13 protein-coding genes are annotated in these 21,642 nt (G+C 46.9%); all 13 read right to left on the minus strand.

The genetic code is table 11. The annotated features are described in order from the left end of the window. Positions 1 to 16: 16 nt before the first annotated feature. On the minus strand, positions 17 to 841 hold the full coding sequence (locus LRL21_RS08545; RefSeq protein WP_240415352.1) for a PfkB family carbohydrate kinase: 825 nt from the start codon (positions 839 to 841) through the stop codon (positions 17 to 19). A 19-nt stretch (positions 842 to 860) separates the two neighbouring features. Beyond that, positions 861 to 2,606 (minus strand): hydantoinase B/oxoprolinase family protein, encoded by a 1,746-nt coding sequence (locus LRL21_RS08550; protein ID WP_240415353.1) that lies wholly within the window; start codon positions 2,604 to 2,606, stop codon positions 861 to 863. Further along, the gene (locus LRL21_RS08555; RefSeq protein ID WP_240415354.1) at positions 2,603 to 4,678 is read right to left on the minus strand and encodes a hydantoinase/oxoprolinase family protein; all 2,076 of its coding nucleotides are present in this window, start codon (positions 4,676 to 4,678) and stop codon (positions 2,603 to 2,605) included. The genes LRL21_RS08550 and LRL21_RS08555 overlap by 4 nt, the downstream gene beginning before the upstream one ends. A 523-nt stretch (positions 4,679 to 5,201) precedes the next feature. Then, complete coding sequence (locus LRL21_RS08560; RefSeq protein ID WP_240415355.1) at positions 5,202 to 9,506, minus strand: golvesin C-terminal-like domain-containing protein; 4,305 nt, start codon at positions 9,504 to 9,506, stop codon at positions 5,202 to 5,204. Positions 9,507 to 9,706: 200 nt separating this feature from the next. After that, positions 9,707 to 11,047 carry an FAD-dependent oxidoreductase gene (locus LRL21_RS08565; RefSeq protein ID WP_240415356.1) on the minus strand — a complete coding sequence of 447 codons (1,341 nt, stop codon included), beginning with the start codon at positions 11,045 to 11,047 and terminating at the stop codon, positions 9,707 to 9,709. A gap of 78 nt (positions 11,048 to 11,125) precedes the next feature. After that, positions 11,126 to 11,947 carry a carbohydrate ABC transporter permease gene (locus tag LRL21_RS08570; RefSeq protein ID WP_240415357.1) on the minus strand — a complete coding sequence of 274 codons (822 nt, stop codon included), beginning with the start codon at positions 11,945 to 11,947 and terminating at the stop codon, positions 11,126 to 11,128. 18 nt (positions 11,948 to 11,965) lie between these two features. After that, positions 11,966 to 12,841, minus strand: a complete 876-nt coding sequence (locus LRL21_RS08575; RefSeq protein WP_240415358.1) for a carbohydrate ABC transporter permease — start codon at positions 12,839 to 12,841, stop codon at positions 11,966 to 11,968. Positions 12,842 to 13,050: 209 nt separating this feature from the next. Further along, a complete protein-coding gene (locus tag LRL21_RS08580) occupies positions 13,051 to 14,400 on the minus strand; it encodes an ABC transporter substrate-binding protein (RefSeq protein ID WP_240415359.1) in 1,350 nt (449 codons plus the stop codon). Positions 14,401 to 14,546: 146 nt separating this feature from the next. After that, a complete protein-coding gene (locus LRL21_RS08585; RefSeq protein ID WP_240415360.1) occupies positions 14,547 to 16,142 on the minus strand; it encodes a response regulator in 1,596 nt (531 codons plus the stop codon). Continuing rightward, complete coding sequence (locus LRL21_RS08590; RefSeq protein ID WP_240415361.1) at positions 16,139 to 17,860, minus strand: histidine kinase; 1,722 nt, start codon at positions 17,858 to 17,860, stop codon at positions 16,139 to 16,141. The genes LRL21_RS08585 and LRL21_RS08590 overlap by 4 nt, the downstream gene beginning before the upstream one ends. A 126-nt stretch (positions 17,861 to 17,986) precedes the next feature. Then, positions 17,987 to 19,096, minus strand: a complete 1,110-nt coding sequence (locus tag LRL21_RS08595; protein WP_240415362.1) for a Ger(x)C family spore germination protein — start codon at positions 19,094 to 19,096, stop codon at positions 17,987 to 17,989. Beyond that, positions 19,093 to 20,154, minus strand: coding sequence for a GerAB/ArcD/ProY family transporter (locus LRL21_RS08600; RefSeq protein ID WP_240415363.1), 1,062 nt, complete (start codon positions 20,152 to 20,154; stop codon positions 19,093 to 19,095). Before LRL21_RS08600 ends, LRL21_RS08595 begins: the two co-directional genes overlap by 4 nt. Beyond that, complete coding sequence (locus LRL21_RS08605) at positions 20,147 to 21,493, minus strand: spore germination protein (protein ID WP_240415364.1); 1,347 nt, start codon at positions 21,491 to 21,493, stop codon at positions 20,147 to 20,149. Before LRL21_RS08605 ends, LRL21_RS08600 begins: the two co-directional genes overlap by 8 nt. Positions 21,494 to 21,642: the final 149 nt, after the last annotated feature.

Here is a 21,642-nt window from a genome sequence, read left to right on the forward strand (position 1 = left end):
TCCTCCTGTAATTTGCTTATTGTTTTTTCTTGCCGTGGCCAAAAGCGCCGTAATACCCGCAAGTGACCGCAGCTGACCGGGAAGCTTGAAGGAGTGCGGCCTTTACATCACGATGCTCGTGATAATGTGCAAGGAAGCCCCCGATAAAAGAATCACCCGCACCCATCGTATCGACAACATTGCCTGTCGTATGGGGCTGGCTGAAGATGATGCCGTCCTCCGAAAATACAGCAGGCGCAGCACCTCTTGTTACACCAGCCACCTTTACTCCCAGTTGGTGAACATCCTTGAACAAGACACTGATTTCGCCGTGTGACATGTCGCTGCCCGAGAAAAAAGCATAGGTCAAATACGGGCAAACACGCTGTAAATATGCCTTGTCCCATCGCTTCGTTGTGGAAAAATCAAACGAAAGCGGTTTATGCGCCAAACGGAACAGCTCATGCTCGATATCACTGTTAACACTCATGTGCACGACGTCATATTCGTTAATATAGTCGATATCCGTTTGCGTAAGCTGAAGCATGAGCAAGGACTGTACCCGGATCCCCCGGTTCGTACCTACGAAAATCCGGTCGCCCTCCTCATCGAGAGCAACGACTGCTTCGCCACTAGGGCCGTATGCCTGGCGAATACGGGACATATCGATTCCTTCTTCAACCATACATTTCACTACATGCTCTGCCGCCGCATCATCCCCGACGATTCCCAGATAAGCGCATGCGCTCGCACCGTTGCGTTTACTGGCGACCGCCACATTCAAAGCGTTGCCTCCCGGGTACATCAGCCCTTGGTCCTGATAATAATCAACAACGTTATCTCCGATTCCAATCAGCTTCATGGTCTCGCTCTCACCTCTTTTATGCCTTTACTCCGTTTCGTAATTCATTAGTCGCCAACTCATCGATCTGCAGTCCCGCAGAGGCATTCACCAGCACTACCCCATAATCCGCCTGCGCCGATTCCAGGGAAACTTTCCCTTCGCGTACATCCTTAAGCACGGACTCCGCCGGGCGTTCATATGGATTTCCGTACCCGCCTGATCCCGGCGCGCAGACGCTTACCAAGTCCTCTTTGTTTAGTGTAACCCCGGATATTTTAGAGCCCAGCTGCTTGAGCTCGCCTCCGCCCAGCGCTGCCCGGAAGCTGCCCGGACTACCACTCTGCCCGCCCTCCAAGCCCCAGGGGGAGAACTTATGGCGGTCACCAAGACCTGTATAGCTCATCCCATCGTTCAAAATCCGGAAGTCTCTCTGAATGCCGAGACCGCCTCGAAACCGTCCTGCTCCTCCAGAATCAGCGCGCAGCTGATACCGCTCCACCAATACCGGGTATTCGCGTTCCAACGCCTCTACGGGCAGGTTCGACGTGTTGGTCATATGCACTTGAACGCCGCTTAATCCGTCTCCCCGGCTGTGTGCCCCAGACCCGCCTGCGATCGTTTCCAGATAAACGAAATAGCTGCCTGTCTTCGGGTTCGTGCCCGAGAAAATGGCCGATGTCACAACACTGTTGCAAGCCGCGAGGACACGTTCCGGGGCCACTTGGGCTAACGCCCCCAAGATCACATCCACTACCCTTTGGGCTGTATCGATCCTCTGGCCCACCGGAACCGGCAGCTTGCAGTTGACAATCGAGCCTTCCGGTGCCGTTACCTGCAAAGCCCGGTAAATCCCTTGATTGGCGAAGATGGATTGTCCAGCAACCGCTTTGAAGCAATAGAAGGCCGTTGTCAGCAGTCCCGAATAGGTCATATTCAGCGGACCCGGCACCTGCGGGCTCGTTCCCGCAAAATCCACTTTAGCCATGCCGTCCTCGATCGTTATCGCAGCTCGAATCGGAATCGGCGTATCTGAATTCGCGCCGGCATCATCCAAATAATCCTCAAACGTGTAGGTTCCCTCCGGCAGCGTGCGGATTCCGGCGCGCATTAGCTGTTCCGCATAGTCCAGCAGCGCATCGGTGCATTCGGCAAAATAATCAGCACCGTATTTCCGCACAACCTCGCCCATCCGTTTCGCTCCTGCAATATTCGAAGCAATTTGCGCATCGAGATCTCCGCTCCGCTCTACAGGTGTCCGGGTATTCAGGATAATGTAGTCATACGTCTCCTGAACAAGCTCTCCCGCCCGGCAAATCCGTCCTAACGGAATCCGCAGCCCTTCCTGGTAGATGTTGTCCGAATTCGCCGATACACTACCCGGCACCATCCCGCCGATATCCGAATGATGCGCAATATTGGCCACGAATGCCACCAGCCGTTCCTCGATAAAAACAGGCGATACCATCGTGATATCGGGTAAATGAGTCCCGCCACCGGCATAAGGATCATTTGTAATGAACATATCGCCAGGACGCAGCGACTGCGACGGAAACTTCTTCAACACCTCGGTGACGACGCCGAGCATCGACCCTAGATGCATAGGCACATATTCGGCTTGCGCAATCATTTGCCCCTTTCCGTCAAACAGCGCTGTCGAGCAGTCCTTTCGCTCTTTAATATTGGTGGAGTAAGCCGTCTTCACCAAGGTAACGCCCATCTCCTCCGCAACGGAGAGCAGCAAATTTCCGACAATTTCTAATGTAATGGGATCTATCCGTTTCATTGTTGTTCCTCCTCGCCAAAGGTATGAATCAGCAGATTGCGATACGCATCCACTTGCATGGTTTGCCCCGGCAGCAGCAGGATCGTGGAATCCATCTGTTCGATAATGGCTGGACCCGTGACCCGATCCCCGGGAGCCAGCTCGCTCCGCTGATAAATAGCCGTCTGGTAATAATCGGGACGGTCCGCTTCCGAGAAATACACTTCGCGGTACAGGGACGATTGCACCGTCCGACTGCCGTTCTCATCCGCCCGCTGCAGTGTCGCCTTGGGCAGCTCGCCAAGAGCGGTGACCCGATAGTTGACAAACTCCACGATTCCTGTCCGGTTGGAGTATCCATAGTTTTTCTCATGCTGCTCATGGAAGCGTGTCAAGATCCCTGGCAGCCCTTCGCCAGTCAATTCAGACCCTTCGACGGGTATCGTTAATTCGTAATTTTGTCCCTTAAACCGTAGATCCACTCCAAACACAAATCTGCGCTTCGACTCTGTAATGCCTTCCTTCTCCAGCATCGCTGCTCCCTCTTGCTCCATTCCAGCGAAAAGCCCGCGGATTGCCTCCATGCTGCCAGCACTTGATTCAAGCAGCGAAGACCGGACATAGTCGGAGCGAACGTCCGTCACCAGAAGGCCAAGCGAACAAAATGTACCCGGTGAAGGCGGAACCAAAATCCGGGGAATACCGAGCTCACGCGCCAATGCCCCACAGTGAAGTCCTCCTCCTCCGCCAAAGGAAACGAGCGTAAATTCACGGGGATCGTATCCCTTCTCGACGGAAATCAAGCGGATCGCCCGCGTCATGTTCGCGTTCACTACAGAAAGAATGCCCATTGTCGCTTCGAGCAGCGGCAAATTCGTTCTGTCACAAATATTCTCCTGCACGACCCGTTTCGCCGCTTCCACATCAAGAGCCATTCTTCCGCCCAGGATACCCTCCGGATTCAAACGACCGAGTATCGTATTAGCGTCAGTCACGGTCGGCCGCATTCCGCCACGTCCGTAAGCTGCGGGTCCGGGCATGGATCCGGCGCTTTCCGGTCCCACCTTCAATGCACCGCCGGCATCCAGCCACGCAATTGAGCCTCCGCCCGCACCGCAGGCATGAATATCCAGCATCGGAATGCGTGCCGGGAAACCTTCAACCTCACGTTCCATCGATATTTTCGGTTCACCGTTCTCAATCAGACTAAAGTCAGCCGAAGTGCCTCCCATGTCAAACGTAATCATATTTTTATATCCTGTCAGCTCGGCCAGATGTGCAGCCGCCACGACACCAGCTGCAGGTCCGGACACTGCTGTGCGTACCGGATTAGCTACAGATTCCTGAATCGAAATGATACCGCCATTCGATTGTGTGATGTACGGATCTACCGGAATGCCCGCCTTACGGACAGATTGCTGAAAATTTTCCATATACCGCTGCATAACCGGTCCCAGATACGCGTTGAGAGCTGTAGTGCTTAAACGTGCGTATTCTCTAAACTCCGGAACGACCTGATGCGAAGCGGAAACGTAGGCCTCCGGGTACAGCCTGCGGATTTCCTCTACCGCTTGCTTCTCATGCTCGGGGTTAAGATAGGAGAAAAGGAAGCATACTGCGATCGATTGCACACCTTCTTGCTTCAAGCGTTCTATTACTTCACACAGACGGTCGCGATCGAGCGGCTTTCGTATACTGCCATCTGCATACAGCCGTTCGTCGACCTCCAGCCGCAGATGGCCGGGAATGACCGGCTCCGGTTTTTCCTTGAAAAAATCATACAGACTCGGGCGGGTCTGACGCCCGATTTCAAGTAAATCACGGAAGCCTTCGGTGACGAGAAGCCCCGTGAGCGCTCCCTTCCTTTCGATCAGTGAATTGGTAGCCACCGTCGTGCCATGCGCCAGATAACGAACCTCTGAAACCGAAACTCCGTTCATTTCCAGAATTTGCTCAACACCGTTCATGATGGCCCGGGATGGGTCCTTGGGGGTGGAGGGAACTTTATGGTTTAAGATCTCTCCTGAATGTGTATCAACCAATGTTACGTCGGTAAAGGTTCCTCCGACATCTACTCCGACCATGTACCGCATGTCTTTCCTCCTTGTACGCACCTGTAATGTACCCAGTTGTACTATGTTGTCTCGTTGTACTATATTGTTACAAGAAAATTATATATCGTGTATTATGGGCAAGCCATGTAATATACGACTTATAACTTGTCATATCGTCCTGTAATGAGCTGCTAAATCGAATTTTTCCGCACTCTAACATCCTGACGAAGCCGCACTTGTGCATAGTAATTTGAGAATCCGCAATCTTACATGAATTAGATGATATAATACAACTTTACAAGATTAATGGATGTTGTTCCGGGTCTTCTCTTTAAAGGAATGCATCTGGCAAATGCTGCACGCTGGAGAAGCGGTGCTTCAGCATGCTTCCTGCCTATTGATTCGTTGTTTTACAGAACCTTGAGTTCACCAAAAAACTGAACGAAATTTCGTTCAGTCCTGGTCGTTTGTAACATATACACTATGATTTGCAGACAGCTTCATGTCCCCATAAGGAGGCAATCCGTCTGTATTATTTCATAATTTAACTTAAGAGGTTCAGCTACCGGTTCACTTGTACAATTATCGTATCGCTCGATGTGGCACCCGCATAGTTGACAAGCTCACCGCGATATTCATAGCTGCCTTTTATTTTATTGGTTATCGCTGTCACTGCTGATTGGGCAGAAGGTGTTTGGTTCGTCAACGCTTGTGTATAAATAAGAACACCGTTCTCATATAAATGATAAGTTGTTCCGTTGGTTCCCCACCACAGGTTCATGCTGACCTTGAAGTTTCCATCACCATCCCAGTTATCAGCCGATAATATCGGTTTGTCTGGTACTGCTTTCGATACAGTGACAACGTGTGTACCGCTCGTCGTTGTACCGTAGGCATTTATAAGCTCTGCATAGTAGCGATAGGTCCCATTTTTCTTTTCATGAATTCGGGTAGTCACTGCCTGTGCATGGGGTGAGTTGTCTGCAACAACCTTCGTATCGATTAATGCATCATTCTCATAAAGATTATAGAGGCTGCCATTCTCTCCATACCACATGTTCATTGTAATCTGGTAGCTGCCGTCTTGAATACCTGTATCGTACCCATTGTCATCTGAAAGGGTGATTACACCCGGTTTGGCCTTGCTATTCGATAAGATATTGTTAACAATTGCCGTTGCCGTACCCTTCGTACCATGGGAATCAACAAACTCGAAAGTGAAGCTGCCATTGTAGTAGAACGTATAGCTGCTTAAACCGCCGTTATTTGTGATGGTTACCGGTTTGTTCGGTGTCAGTGTTGCATACACGGCTTGAGTCGTTGTCGTGGTTGTGCTGTAAGCTATGGTTGCTGTTGGGATCACTTTATCAATATTGCTGATCACATAGCTGGTTTCATTGGACTGGTTGCCAGCTGCATCGGTTCCTCTCGCATACACCGTACCATTCTCTGAAACAACAACAGGTGTAAGGTAAGCAGCCCATGTGCCATTGGCACCCACTTTGTATTCTTTCTCCATGGCATCTGCCGGATAACTGATTGTTACAGTGACATCGGTGGCGGTTGGTGCTGTCTTATCCGCTGTTAGGGCTGCTTCAGCCGGAGGCGTTTTATCGATCTTAATGACTGTCGTGCGCTGGGCTTCGATATTACCTGCATTATCCACGCTCCAAAAGCTAAGCGTATGTACGCCTTCAGATGTCAATGTAACCGTCGTACCGGTTTGCTGCGCACCGCCATCCACTGTGTAATATACAGCTGCAACCCCTGATTCGCTGTCGCTTGCGTTCAAGCTTACGGTTACATCATGGTTTACCCAGCCTGCCGGAGCATTATCTGTTGTCGTTGGAGCTGTCTTATCCACCTGAGTCACTTTCACTTCGGCTTCAGCATAGAGGGACGTCAGCGGGTTCGAGACACGGATCAACGTACTTCCGACAGCCAAGGCACGCAGATGTCCTTGGGCGTCAATGGCTGCCACCTCGCTATTGGAGCTGCTCCAAAGCAGAGCTTGTTCCGTTGCATCGTTCGGCGTGATCCCTGCCGTAAACTGATGAGTATCTCCTATGAGCACATTAAGCGTCTGGGTATCCAGGCTGATACCTGTAGCAGGGATGAATTCGAACTTGGCTGCATCCGCGCGAAGGGGCCTGTCATGGGCTGAATTTGCATCCTCGACAGTGATGTAGCTGGTAGAGCCGCGCGGCATATCATAGATGCCCAGCAGCTGCCATGAGCCCTGGAGTGTATAAGAATCAACGATCTTCGAATCTATCTTCACACCATCGATATATATGGAGTACTCGGCTGCTTTGGTCGTATACACGGGAGCCGCGGGTGTTCCCGGTAAATAAACCGATACCCGGTAACGTCCGGGCTGGACGATAGTCGGCGTCCATTTGGCGGAAGCGCCTGTTGGATTCGTGATCGCTCTTGATATGCCGCCGCTGTAGCCTTGGAGAACCGTTGAAGTCACCCACTTATTCGTAGCGGTTCCAATCGGACCATTAACCTCCGTGTATCCCCCGTTGGTACCATAACTATTATAGATCGTAACCCGCTCAATCGGGGGTATCGTTACCTGGATCCTGGCTTCCGCGTAGAGCGAGGTTAGCGGATTTGTGGCACGAATCACCGCCTCTCCGGCCCCCGCGGCATTCACTTGTCCCGCGGCATCGACAGTCGCGACTTGATTGTCAGAGCTGGTCCAAACCAGCGTCCGGTCGGTCGCCTCGGCAGGAGTAAACACCGCTGTGAAGGCATGAATATCTCCAACCCGCAGGTTCAGTGAACCCGTATCCAGGGCAATCCCTGTTGGAGGAATCATCTCCAGCCTGATGACATCCGCGCGCAGCGGCCGATCGTGAGCGGGATTTCCGTCTTCCAGCAGGATATAGCTATTGGCTCCCCTTGGAAGCTGGTACGAACCCAATACCTGCCAGGAACCTTGCAGGGAGAATTGATCGACAGTCTTCGTTTCCTGTTTCACTCCGTTGATATAGATCGAATACGCAGCCGTTTTGGTCGTATTCACCGGAGCGGCGGGTGTACCGGGAAGATAAGTCGAGATTCTATACTGTCCTGTCTGGGGAACAGTTGGCGTCCATTTGGCGGATGCACCGGTCGGAATCGTAATCGCTCTCGATATGCCCCCGTTATAGCCTTTGAGCACGGAAGAAGTTACCCATTTATTCGTAGCAGTTCCCAGAGGCCCATTGACCTCTGTATATCCACCTGTGCTGTATCCGGTATACAAAGTGATCGGATCTGTACTGCTCGGTGGAATCTCTTCGATATAAGGAGCCTCCAATCTACCCTTTACGTAAATAGGGTTCTCATCCAGCCGAATTTGCACATAGCCATTCGTCGGTGTTAAAGCATGCGTATTTCCCATGATGTCCGTGACATCAAGGCTATCGTGCGTATAAAGCTTGAGATCGGCTCCCGTAGGAGCGTACATTACCCGAATATCCTCCGTTCCTTTATGAAACCTGTGAATATATATGCCAGGGAAAACCTCCTCCGTTGCTTGGAAATCCGCCCCAGTTAGTTCCCGGGTCATGGTTGCGTAAGCAGCATAGGCAGGCTTAGGAACATAGGCCCCTTTGGCATCATCAGGATTCCGAATCAAACCGAAAGTCCCCTCAAATTCACCCGGAACCGTCGATTTATTTTGCAAATTATAAATGTTGATTTTTTGGATGCCATTTGCCAAAGCAGTGACAATTCTTCTGGCTACATAGTTGGCTTGAACATGCTCATCGAAATTAAAGTTGCTGAAGCCTGTCTCGGAAAGATTGATCGGAACGGTTTGATTGTTGTTATAGGTTTTCATTATATTTTTGTGCCTATTGATATCCTTAACGAAATCCTCAGGATTTCTCGTATACGAATGAAACGAATACTCATCCAAATAATTGAGCGCACCCTTCTGATACAGCGCTTCCAAAAATGCATCTGAACCCATTTCGCCAAATACAAACCCCGTTATTTTCACATTGGGATAGAGAGGATGAATTTGCTCGTAGGATGTTTTTAACAAATTGTAATAGAACTCCGCTTTCTCTGCCTCCGTGCTAAGTCCTTTGCCAAACGAAGGAATATCCGGCTCGTTCCAAATTTCCACCTGACCAACCTCGGGGTATCTGCTCAATAATTGCTTGCCATATTCGGCAAATGCCGCCCTTGCCTCCGGACTCGTTGGCGCATTGCCCCCGTCATATAAATCATTGTATAACGCCAGGGTCATATAGGGCTTGAGATCATTCGATGCAACACGCGACATGAAATCATCATGGTAGGCTTTAAAGTTATATATCCCTTTTGTCGTATCCTCAATGTCTCCCCATCTCAAGGCGTCTCTGATATATTTAACTCCCATCTTTCTTGCGATCGGAATCAGAGCTGCCGAGTCCTGAGCAATAAGGTCGGTTCGGGCGGCATGTGTCTGCACGGAAAAATGCGAATCCACCACCTGGCTTAGATCAAAATTCGAAACAACAGCGAACGATGTATCTTTCGTGGCAATAATATTCCCGTTCTGCTTGGCGGTAACAACCAGGTTGAACCATCCCTTTTTACCGGGATTAACGATGAGTTGGACACTCCCACCGCTTACCGCCTGACTTCCGGACTGCACGGTTTGATTCCAATAATCGGTATAAGCCCAATCAATCGAATCCCCATCCGTATTGATTTTGAAGCTTTTCGTATCATTTTCATAGAAAATGTTTCCTATCGTATTTTGCTCGATGGTAAGTGCTGCCGCATATGCCACTTGCCTTACCGAAATAAGGTTGAACCCGCCCCCTAACAATAGACACAATACCAGAAATACTGAAACTAGACGACCTAGCATTTTTTTCATTAGATGAATGCTCCCTTCAGATAAAATATCATTTCTCCCGATTGTTAGCGCTTACTTTTTTGAGTAACAACTATACTGTAAACGAAGTGCTCACCTTTGCAGACGGATTCTTACCCTAATAGGGCCAAAAAAATCAGAGAATCCGTCAGCAGGAAGGGTCTGCTTGCGCAGCACCTCCCTGCTGACGGTTAAATGCGTCTTTACTTACACATTACATGTGTTTCCTTAACAGGCCCTTCTACGAACTGCCCTCGGGTCTGAAGGACATAACGTATCTCTTCGGCAGAAATGCCGCGAACATTGCTGAAGCCCGATTTGACTGTTAAAGCAGCTGCGGTTCCTGCCGCTTCACCGATGGCACTAATTCCCGACATCACACGATAAGAAGCGTGAGCCTCAAATGTGCCGCTAATGCAGCGCGAGCTTAACAACAGATTGTTTAGTCCTTTAGCGATGAGGCAGCGATACGGAATATGATAATACCCCGGACTTGGCAGCATAGTCGTATACTCCTGGTGATTTTTAGTTCCATCAGGATCATGTACATCCACATCATAAGCACAAGCAGCCACCATATCGTCAAACTTGCGTACACCCAGGCAGTCCTCTCCGGTTAGCATATAGTCACCGATAACTCTGCGTCCTTCACGAACTCCAAGCTTTGTAAAGATATTCTCCATCTTGGCATTCCGAAAGGCAGGATGCTCCTTAATCGCTTCAACCAATTCTACTACTTGAACTTTCCCTGTTTCAAACGCACGTTCAACTGCTCCCGGAATTGTCGGATCTACATCGCTCACAGCAGTCGAATTAAACAGGAATGCCTTTCCATCCGGGTAAGGGAAGGCCAGAACGCCTTGACGTAAATTAGTGCTGTTCGTTCTCTGTTTCATCGCAAGATAATAAGGTTTGAGCGTCTCTTCCAGCCAAAAAAAGCAGCCCCAGCTAGTAACATCCTTTACTTTAAACAGCGAGGGATCGAATCCGGTAAGCTTGAAGGTGACCGTCGCCATCTGCATCTTTCCATCTTTTGCCCGACCCTTTTGAAACTCGGCTCCTGCCAATACAGATAAATTTCCGTCTGCTGTCCCATCAAGGAATACGCGGCCATATACACGAGTTTGTTTAGCTCCTGTGATCGTCAACGAACGAATATTTCCGTCCTCCACCTGTGCGCCATCGACTTCGCAGTCGGTCCACACAGTCAAATTGCGCTCTTTTTGAATTAATCGATGATAGGTTTCTTTCAATTCCTGTTCATCATAGCTGGATACCGTTTCCTCATTGAAGGTCAAGCCTGTGTTCTGATAGGCCTGTGGAAATAATTCCTTGTGAATACCTGTGTTCACACACCGTCCGTCATGATCACGAAATTTGCACACTAAGGCAACGGCTGCATGCACCCCGGTCCCGCCAATTTCACTCATTTTTTCAATAAGCAGCACCTTGCAGTTTAATCTGGAGGCCGCTAAAGCTGCGCAAATACCGCCTACGCCTGCCCCGACAATCACAATATCAAAATCGTTAATGGAATCCTTCATGCATATCACTCCTTGTATATGTTCTTAAAATCCGGTGAATAAGGAACGGAGCGGCCAAATATCCTTCACCGGACTTTGTTACCCTTTCAGCCCGCTGCTGGCAATGCCTTCAACAAAGAATCTTTGGAAGATGGCAACAATGATGATGAGAGGAAGCAATGCTGACACAGATGCAGCCATGATTAATGAATAATTAGCACCGTATTCATCCACGAAGCTCGAAAGACCAATCGGCAGCGTAAACAAATCACTAGAACGCAGGAATATCAACGGGTTCTCATATTCGTTCCAATGCCAGGTAAAGGTAAGGATGAGAAGTGTCACAATGGCAGGCTTCGTTAATGGCAAACAAATTTGCCAATAAACTCGCCAGAATCCGGCTCCATCCACTTTGGCTGCTTCAAGCAGCTCGTTCGGGATCGTACTGAAAAATTGCCGCATCAGGAAGGTGCCGAACACGGTGAAAATCCCGGGTAAAATGACGGCCATATGGGTGTTCACCAAGCCAATCCGATCGAACAGGATAAACCTGGGGACAAGCAGCACCTGGGCTGGTATGATCATCGTAGCCAAGTACATAAGGAAGATAAAGTCTCTTCCCTTGAATTTCAGCTTGGCAAATGCGAACCCGGCCAGCGAGCTGGTGATGATGGAGCCAACCACCGTAATGAATGTGATTTTGGCTGAGTTCCAATAAAACAAGGCAAATTTATATTTGCCGCCCCAAACCTCCTCGTAATTCGAAAGAATCGGTCTTTTGGGAATCCAATCGATCGGGTATTTGAATAAATCGGCTTGAATTTTGAAAGATGAAGAAATCATCCAGATAAACGGAATCATGACCAACATACCCAAAACCAACATAACAAGCGTAACGCTTACTTTTCGCAACGATAACAAGTCTTGAACACTCCTTCATTAAAAATGCTGCTGCCACTTCTTCTGGCCGCGCCATTGAATCAAAGTAATTGAAAAGATAAGGACGAACAAAACCCACGACATCGCTGCCGCATAACCCATTTTATAGTTCTGGAAGGCGGTGAGATAAATATGATACGCAATCACCATCGTTGAATTGATCGGCCCGCCCTGCGTCATCACATTCACAACGGCAAAGACCTGAAAGGTCGAAATGATCAGCGTGACTGCAATTAAAAAGGTAGTTGGCTGCAGCATAGGAATAGTGATTTTGAAAAATTGCCTTATCCCTGTTGCTCCATCAATCGAAGCGGCTTCATATAAATCTTTGGGGATTCCTTGTAGTCCTGCCATATATAGCACCATCGTATATCCGATGTAGGTCCAAGTGACCATAATGATGATCGCCGGCAGCGCCCAAGAGCTGCTTCCCAGCCACCCTGGGACATTCTCAACCCCCAATGATCTCAGGAATGCATTGATCGGACCCTCCTGAGCATTGTAGAGCACGCTCCACACCACAGACACGGCAACCAGACTGCTGACATAAGGGAGGAAAAACAAAGTTCGCAATACCCCCTTGGCATACACATGCCGATTCAACAGTACAGCTACTACCAAACCGATCGCCATCGCACTGGGCACCGTTACTCCGGTTAAAATAAGATTGTTGATCAGTGCACGCCATAAGTAAACGTCATCCACTAGTTTCTGGAGATTGCCAAGTCCGGCAAAGCTAAGCCCGTCAAAACCCTTTAAGTAGTCCCAATCTGCAAAAATCAGTATAAAACTGAACAACAGAGGGAGAATGACGAAGAAAAAAACGCCGAGAAAGTTCGGCAAAATAAACAAATAACCCGCCACTTGTTCTTTCATGTTATGTTTGGACATTCGTCGCATGATGCACCTCATTCAGCTATATTAAATCCATACATGAATCATAAGCAGTAATGATCCCGAGTGGAATGGCGTGATTTAGGTTGTTACACGGTTGTTTTTAAGATGTAGGGAAATCAGAACACACTTAAAAACCTGACAGAACTTCCTATAGGGAAGTGTGTCAGGTTCTTTTGATCTAACGCTAACTATTTTTTCTCAGCCTTAATCGCTTGATCCGCTCTTGTCTTCATATTCTGGATTGCTTTCTCGAGAGGCTGCACGCCCATTACATATTTCTCGGTTTCCTCGTTAATGATTTTAGTCATTTCCGGTAAAGCGGTGGAAATCGTTTGAACGGGGAACGTGTAATCGCCCTTGATCAGAGCCTTCAGCGAATCCACATTAATCAGGTTTGCTGCATCTTCAACCATGAGATCAGCCACTTTATCCACATCGATCTTCTTGGAGGAAGGCAGACGTCCACCCGGAATCATCAGCAAATTCCCTTCCGTCAGGTACCAGGAAATAAATTGAAAGGCTTCATCCTTGTTGGAAGACGTATTGTTGATGGACATAAAGTCATTAAAGCCCGCCGTATTTACTTTGCCGCCCTTCTCCAGCTGTGGCACTGGTGCAAAAATCGTTTTGAAGTCATGCGGAAAGCTTTTGGCATCCTTTACATTTCTAAGCAAATGTGTACCTCCGAAGATCATCGCCGCTTTACCAGTCAAAAGCTCGTTTGGAGGAAGCAGCTTGTTGGCGATGATTTCCGGCCACTTGACGGATAAGCCTTTATCCTGAAGCGCCTTTTGATACTCCAAACCCTTCTTGACGGCAGGACTGTCGAAGCTGGATAATCCGTCGGCTGTATAGTAGGAATCGGTCGGCTTGTTCTCTAGAATGGCGAAACGTACCATACTATCGTCTGGAACCTTGATAAAGCTGCCCTTCTGGTTCGATGTATTCAGCTTCTCGGCCAGTGCCATATAGTCGTCCCATGTCCATCCCTGAGCGGGAATCTTCTCTCCTGCTTTTTCCAAGGCCGTTTGATTAATCATAACGGAAGATAGCAGCTTCATCGCAGGTAAATAATGCGTTTTCCCTTTGAATGGAACGACATTATCTTTGCCGATAATATCATCCACATTCAGCTTGTACTTGCTAATCAGATCATCTAACGGAAAGGTGACTCCCGCGTTCGCACGGCGATTGTAATTCGTCTCGCCATAGCTGAAGAAGATGTCCGGGGCATCGGAGTTGCTGATAAGAGCCGTATCAAGCTTGGTATTGCCGCTATCGTCGTTTACATAACGCGTATATTCCACTTGAATATCAGGATGCGTGCTGTTCCATTTTGTAACCACATCCTTGGGCCCGCTCTCCTCAGGAATACCGCCCCAAAGCTTCAATTTAACGGTCTTCTTCGGAGCCGCAGTGCTTGTCGTGGGCGCTGCGGCGGGAGATGAGCTTGTTGTGGTGTCGCCTTTTGAACAGCCGGCAAGAACCAAACTGAATGCCATGGTGAGTGATAGTGCGGAAGAAATCGATTTTTTCATATTGGTAAAACCCCTCTCTTACTTGTTTTCATCCGTATGGAACATCATTAGCATAACAAAGTGATCATTCCTGCGTAATGAAATCATTTAAGATCTTACCAGTCTTATTTTATCGACTTTTTGAATTACCTTTTTGAATTACCTCTTTAATGAATGTAGCGCTTGCGATATTCCTGCGGGTAGATCCCTTCAATTTTTTTGAACAGCTTGGCAAAATAGTTAGGATCGGAATAGCCGATCGCGTCTGCAATCTCATATATTTTAACATTGGGATCCTTGAGCATTTCCCTCGCTTTTTTCATTCGTATACGGATCATATATTCAATCATCGTTTCGCCGGTTTCTTTCTTGAACAAGGAGCTTAAATACGGTTCCGTAAAATTAACTTCCTTTGCCAAATCGGACATTTTAAAAGAAGTACTGTACTTTTCTTCGATCATTCTTTGCACGGCTTGAATTTCGGGGCGAGGCTGATGGACCGTGGTTGCGCGTACATACTCGAAGAAAACTGCAATCCAGCCACTCAACCAGATGCTGATTTCCTGGATAGACTCCGAGGTTCTCACTACATGGTGGGGATATTTTCCTTCGTAAGGCATGATGGAATAAAGGTCTCCCCCTTTATGCAGCAGGAACACCTCGAAGAGATGTACAATATGCAGGAAGCGTTCCCTGACCAGCTCAGGATAGGGGCGGGATATCTTGTCTTCCAAACAGGCATCCGCCATATTCCTGATGGCATTCTGGAGTGCACGCTGGTCCTGCCGGGCCATCAAATCGAGAAATATTTCCTGCGAAGAAACGGGTAAAGCTTGATCAACAAACATCTGCTCTCTGTAGTGAATGACACGATTCAAGTCATCGTAAAATCTCCCCAAAAGTGCTTCTTCCGCAAATCGGTATGCTTCATGCAGGTCGTATACACGTTCAACAGGGGAATAAGTACCGAAATAGACAGGCAGCTTCAGATAACGCTGGATACATTCCGTCATCTCCAGCAGCATCGGCTCCGCCCCCATACCGGATATCATCCCAAAACGCCCTCCATCCAGTTCCACAATGTGACCTTCCTTATATTTGCGCATAATTTCCCGAAGTATATTCATTACGGAAAAACGCAGCAGCTTTTCACTCTTAAAGCGATTCTCCTCGACAACAAACTCGTATCGGTCAATTTTCATTATCGAAACTGTCCACGGAAAGGACGGAAGCAGCTTTTCATATTCCTGTGAGAGCTCATCCGCTTCCCGTGTAGAGTAACGAATGGTCATGAGATCACGCAAATGCTTTTCAATCGTTATTTCTTGACGAAATTGAAACGCAGTCCGGTTCAGCTGCAGCGTTTCCTCCTGCTTTTTACGTTCATCCTCAATTTCCACCCGGATCTGCTGAAGCTTGGCTTGAAGCTCCTCCGGCTGCATGGTCAGCTTCAATATATAGTCGGAAGCACCCAGCTGCAAGGCACGTTGAACATATTGAAAATCATTATAATTGGATAAAATTAAAATTTTAATATGTGGATATCGTTCCTTCACTCGTTCCATCAGCGTGATTCCATCCATATTCGGCATGGAAATGTCGGTAATCAACAGGTCACACGGCTTGTCAGCAAGAATGGTAAGCGCATCCAATCCGTCTACAGCCTCACCGATCAATTCAAACCCGAACTCCTCCCAGGGAATAAATGTCTTGAGTCCGAGCCTCACCAGAAATTCATCTTCCACTAATAAAAGCTTTGTCATGCTGAATCTTCCATCCCCCTCCAAGGCAGCCTGATCACCGTCTCCGCTCCCGCATCCAACCTGTTGTGCATAAATAGCCCATACGGTTCGCCAAAATGCATGCGTATCCGACTTTGTACATTCTCAAGCCCGATTCCGCTATATTTCCCTTGCCTGATGGGATCGGATCTCTGTGAATCGTTATCGGCAAGCTTACTCTCAGACAGCCCTTGCCCATTATCTGTAATGGTGACGAACAATAAGTCATCTTCATGATAGGCCGTGATGCGGATGACCAGCGGTATTCGATTCCCATGAATGATGCTGTTCTCCACAATAGGCTGCAGGGTGAATTTAAGCATGCGGGCAGACAACAAATTTTCGTCGACATCAATCGACAACTCTATATTATCATTAAAACGAATTTTTTGGAGTGCAAAATAATGCTGTATAAAATCAAGCTCTGCTTTCAATGTGACAACCTCGCTCTCCTGCTTCATACTGTAGCTCAGCATAATACCAAGGGAGGTAATCATATCCGCGACGTTTTTGGCACCTGAGAATAAGGCCAGCCACTTAATCGAATTGAGTGCATTAAACAGGAAATGAGGTGAAATCTGGGCTTGCAGGGCAAGAAATCTCGCTTCCTCTTTTAGCTGCTGCTCTTCCCGAAGCGTTGCAACCATTTCCTTCAAGCTGGACAGCATACGATTGAAGTGGTGGCTCAGCAGTCCGATTTCATCATTTCCTCCCGCCAGAGCTGGCTTTTCAAAATTTCCGGATGATGCTTTCCCCATGGCCTGCACGAGCGAACGAATAGGCTTCATTAATCGAAGCGTAAAGTAGACATAGATGAATAGGAAGCATGCGAATACAATGATAACACTCCATGTCGTCGTGGAACGTACGTTTTTCAATTGCTGCAGCCATGGTTCCTGCAAGGGGATCCACCGCAGCTGCCAGCCTGTTGCTTTTAAGGTTTGTGTAAATAGGGCTTGCTCATTACCCGATTCAATCCGGTTCCACAAATCATCCTGTCCCCACAGCAAACGACTCCTATCGGATATCAGGAACTGGGCACGGGAATCCTCCTCTACACCACTGGACCCGAGAAACATCTCCTTGATGGGAAATGCGATAAAGACCAAGCCGTACCCCTTTGTCGTCTCACCCTTAATTAACCGGACCATGGTAATAAAGCCCCCCTCCTGGTTCCCTTCAAGACCTTTAACTTTCAATGAAGGATTGACGTCCCAGGCAGGAGCACCGTTTTTTTCTTTGGCTTGCTTCACGTAATCCGGCATTACTTTAAGAATCGTTTCATCCTGATTTGTCGCATAAATGCTGCCATCCAACCCATAAACCGCAACAACGGCATGGTTGTCCAGTATATAGGCGATCAGATTGTCCATCTTGCTTTGTAGACCAATGACCCTCTGATAGGTAGGGTAATCATCCAAATTAGACAGCCCCGAGCTTCTTAGCAACTGCAAAACATCATAATCGTTAATGAGCAGATTAGAAACATTTAAAGTACGGTTCAACATATCGTCAGCCCGATCCGTAACCCGCTTCAGCACCTGCGTTTGTGTATCGGTCATCGTTTCCATAAATATTTTGTCAGATTGAACGAAGTATAGGTACATCATCAATAGAACGGGAGCCACAATAAATAAGGTAAAAGCAAGTAAAAACTTCAGACGAAGCGAGAAAAATAACTGTCTCTTGTTTATGGTCATTGTTCTCTCCCCCTTTGAAACCAATGGCCTCCTCCAGATTGGCAGCAGGCCTTCTATATTTAATATTATAACGCTCCCATTACAGGTATAACTAGGTGCTGTTTAATGATTTAACACGGTTACATTTCATTTACTTTCGGGTGAATTACCAGGTCTTGCCTTCATTTTATTAGAAGATTTGAAATAAATGTTGTTGAGAATCGTTACTTCTACGGCGACTTCGTGCTTCATTTGCGGGAACCATTGCCTTTTCCAGTTTTTCATTTGACTCTCCGTCATGATTCTTCGAAAATATTGTCCTATGCCAAGGGCATCGGCTTTATAGGTGTGCAGTCGGTTAATGAGCTTTTCCGCTCTTTTTTCGATATCTTCTTTAAGCAGCTTTGCGATATCATCGTCGGATAGGATATCTCTATTCTCTGCAATGACTACCTCCAATTTCAGCCGACTTTGCATATTGGGACCTACATCCGTCCACTTCACTTTATGTCTAATCGTTGCCTTCTTAATCAAGACACTGCTATTCTTAGAAACCTCTATCGTTCCTCCTGTATACTTTCTTTGAAAGGCATTGTAAATCAAGGTTTCATCCGGAGAAATATCACCCACCATTTTGTTCCTTCGCATAATGGCAGAACCTTCGAAATTATACAGGGTGTCGGTTCCTTTACTGAGAATAGGAATGGCCATGTCCTGTGTATACGAATTGATATCACGAAATACTTCCCATAACCGTTTGATCGTATTGTCGGGAGTCCATCCCGCCTGTTCACTGAAAAAATCATAGGAAGACAGCTCCGGATTGGATTGGATTTTGTGATACATCGTCTGCTCGAAATCACCTCTCACAATACCGACTAATCCTTTTACCGAAATATCGTTTGCCTGTACCCCATAATTGACAATGTCATTAATATTACTTTTTGCCGTTTTTTCGCATATTAGAAATAATCTTAAATGAAGCAGGTCAACACTTTTTTCAGATTTTGTACGTATTTCATCCATGGCTTTGTTAATCGTTTGGGCCTCACCCTCCAAGTATTGAGAACCCTTCTTCTGAGGACTCGGAACCTGCAATATAATTTTGTAGGGCTGATCGCCATTTTTGCAAACCCCCATGACAACAGGCATGAGTCTTTTGTTGATATCCTTGGTGTCCCAGCAGCTAGTAAGAATTCCGAGACAACCCAGACAGCACAAAAAGAGTCCTATACGGATCATAAATCGAGGTATCACGCGGAATTCCTCCTATACTTTGAGCTCATCCTCCATACCATCATAGGGATTACAAGAATGCTGTACAAACAAAATATCGTATTCCATGAATTCAGTCTATCCAGCCAATCCGTATTCACGATCATCGCACTAAAGACATACGACAAGGTACCTAAAACCATGATCGCCCCTCCTCTTTTTCTTAAGGAGAACAGCTTTTGCAATAGGGTTGTCATGATCCAGAAGGATACGGCTGCTTCCACCATAGAGACGGCTATCGTAGAAATAATAAAAAATGTAGGCAGCCAATCAAAAATAACCCATTCCATATCGACTGTATCCGAGGTTAACACGACGGGATACCGCAAATAAATAATCGCTTCGGGACCAAAAATCAATAAGGGTACATAAACAGCGCACAGTCCAAATAAGAAAAGCATCATGAAGACCGGAATGATATAACGCATGCTTACCTTATCCTTGAGACCTATCATCCCCAGAAATAAAAAACCAGTGTGAGCGAAAAGGGCCGAATAAAATTGTGGTTTACTGAAGAACGTCATATGGGCATCCCAAAAAGGGAAAATCTGATGGAAATTAAAATTTTTGAGGCCGCTCATCAAGGAAAAAAGGATTAATGGCACACCGAAAACACTCACTATTACCGCCCCTCGTGCAATAGAATGAATGCCTTTCCAGGCTGCGTAAAGGGGGATCCCATAAAGTAACAACAGAAAAAACATCGGGGTTTTGGGCAGGAGTACAACGTTAACCGAATCCAATTCCATACGATGGGCAACGTTGAAATTTACAAACAGAAAAATGAAATAGGGAATAAGCATAGCTCTTGCTATCCATTTTCCCGAAATTCCAGTGAATATATCGACAATATCCTTACCTGGAAAAGCCGATAATCCCTTAAGATATACACCAGTAAGAAGCGCCTCCAACAGAAAACCGACCAGTATAGGCTCCCAACTGCCCTTCGCTGCCGCTTCGATAATGTTCACCGGATACAGATAAAAAAACAAAGATAGATGAACAAGTGAAAATAAAATTAAAACCAAATTTTTATTCATCAGACTTCCCTCTTTTAGCGGTATAACTCAAATAAGGGACGGAAAAGGTAGTAATACTCCCCAAATAGAAACACAATAGAACAAGGGAGGACATTAAACCCAAAATTCCATATAAAGCACTGAAAAAAATAACTACGTACTTATACAATCGAATCGAGAGTGAATTCATATACGTTCCCAAAGAAAAATGCGCAATGGTGGTAGCCGCTACGATAATAATCAAAAAATTACTCATCAGTCTGGCTTGAACTACCGCTTCTCCAAGAATAATACCGCCTACCATCGTGATCGTTGGACCGATGCTCTTGGGAAGCCGGATACTCGCTTCGATGACCATTTCAATGATGATCAGCATGAGCAGGACTTCAACTAATACCGGGTACGGAACCCCTTCTCTGGAATCTGTAATGGACACCGCAAGCTGAATTCGCAGAAGCTCAGGATTGACAGCATTGAGGACCACATACAAGCCGGGCATGGAAATGGCTACTAATAGAGAAATGACGCGTATAATTCGATATAGAATCATAAACGGGACCGGATGGTCCTGATCAGTCTTCACTGCCCAGAAATCCGTTACAATAGCGGGAAACGAAATCGCAAACGGAAAATGATCCAATAAAATCACGACCCGTCCATCCTGCAGGTAGTGCTTTGTCGTTACGGGAAGCTCTGAAGTCACATAGGTGGGGACAAGGCTGAACCGAGGCTGCTTTAATACTTTCAATAAATGCTGAATATCGGATATGTCCATCATTCTGTTCTCGTTAAGACAATCCTGAATAAGCTTGACCATCTTCGGGTCAGCCTGATCCTGGAGATAAAGAACCGACAATTCGCGCGGGTAATCAGACCCTAACGAATGTGATTGAATGATCAAGTCTTTTGACATCACTTTTCTGCGCATCAGACCCACATTCAGCTTCATATCCTCGGTAAAAGCATCCATGGATGTTTGGATGGGATTCTCGTTTTGAGCTTCACCGACGCTCCGGGCAATACTGGGATGTAAAGGTTCAAATACCACATTCTCTGTTTCATCCTGTTTAAAAACAATCAACATACCCCGCAACACGGATTGAACCAGTTCCTCCAAGGGCAAGTTGACTCTGGCATTATAGGATAATGCCATATACCGAATCGGATCCATACCCTCTTCGGCATCGCTAAGCTGATTTACTAACAAATCCAACGTTTCTTTAAAACTCACTAAGGTTTGCAAATAACAAATATGTACGATTGTATTATTTAGTACCGTTTCTGCACATATGAAATCATAGCTGCGCTCAAATATTTGGTTGATCTGCAATTGTGTCGTTTTTTCACAGGATAATGACATATGGCCCACCTCATCCTTATATTGTGGTTTATGCCATTTTTTTATACTACAAACATCGATCATTCAAACTTTTATTTATTCTAACTAAATTTATGTTTGAATTTCTTTTTGTTTGTGTTACTATTTTTGCAGGTGCTGCTTTTACATGA

The sequence above is a fragment of the Paenibacillus periandrae genome (assembly GCF_022458865.1).
Taxonomy (GTDB): Bacteria; Bacillota; Bacilli; order Paenibacillales; family NBRC-103111; genus Paenibacillus_S; species Paenibacillus_S periandrae.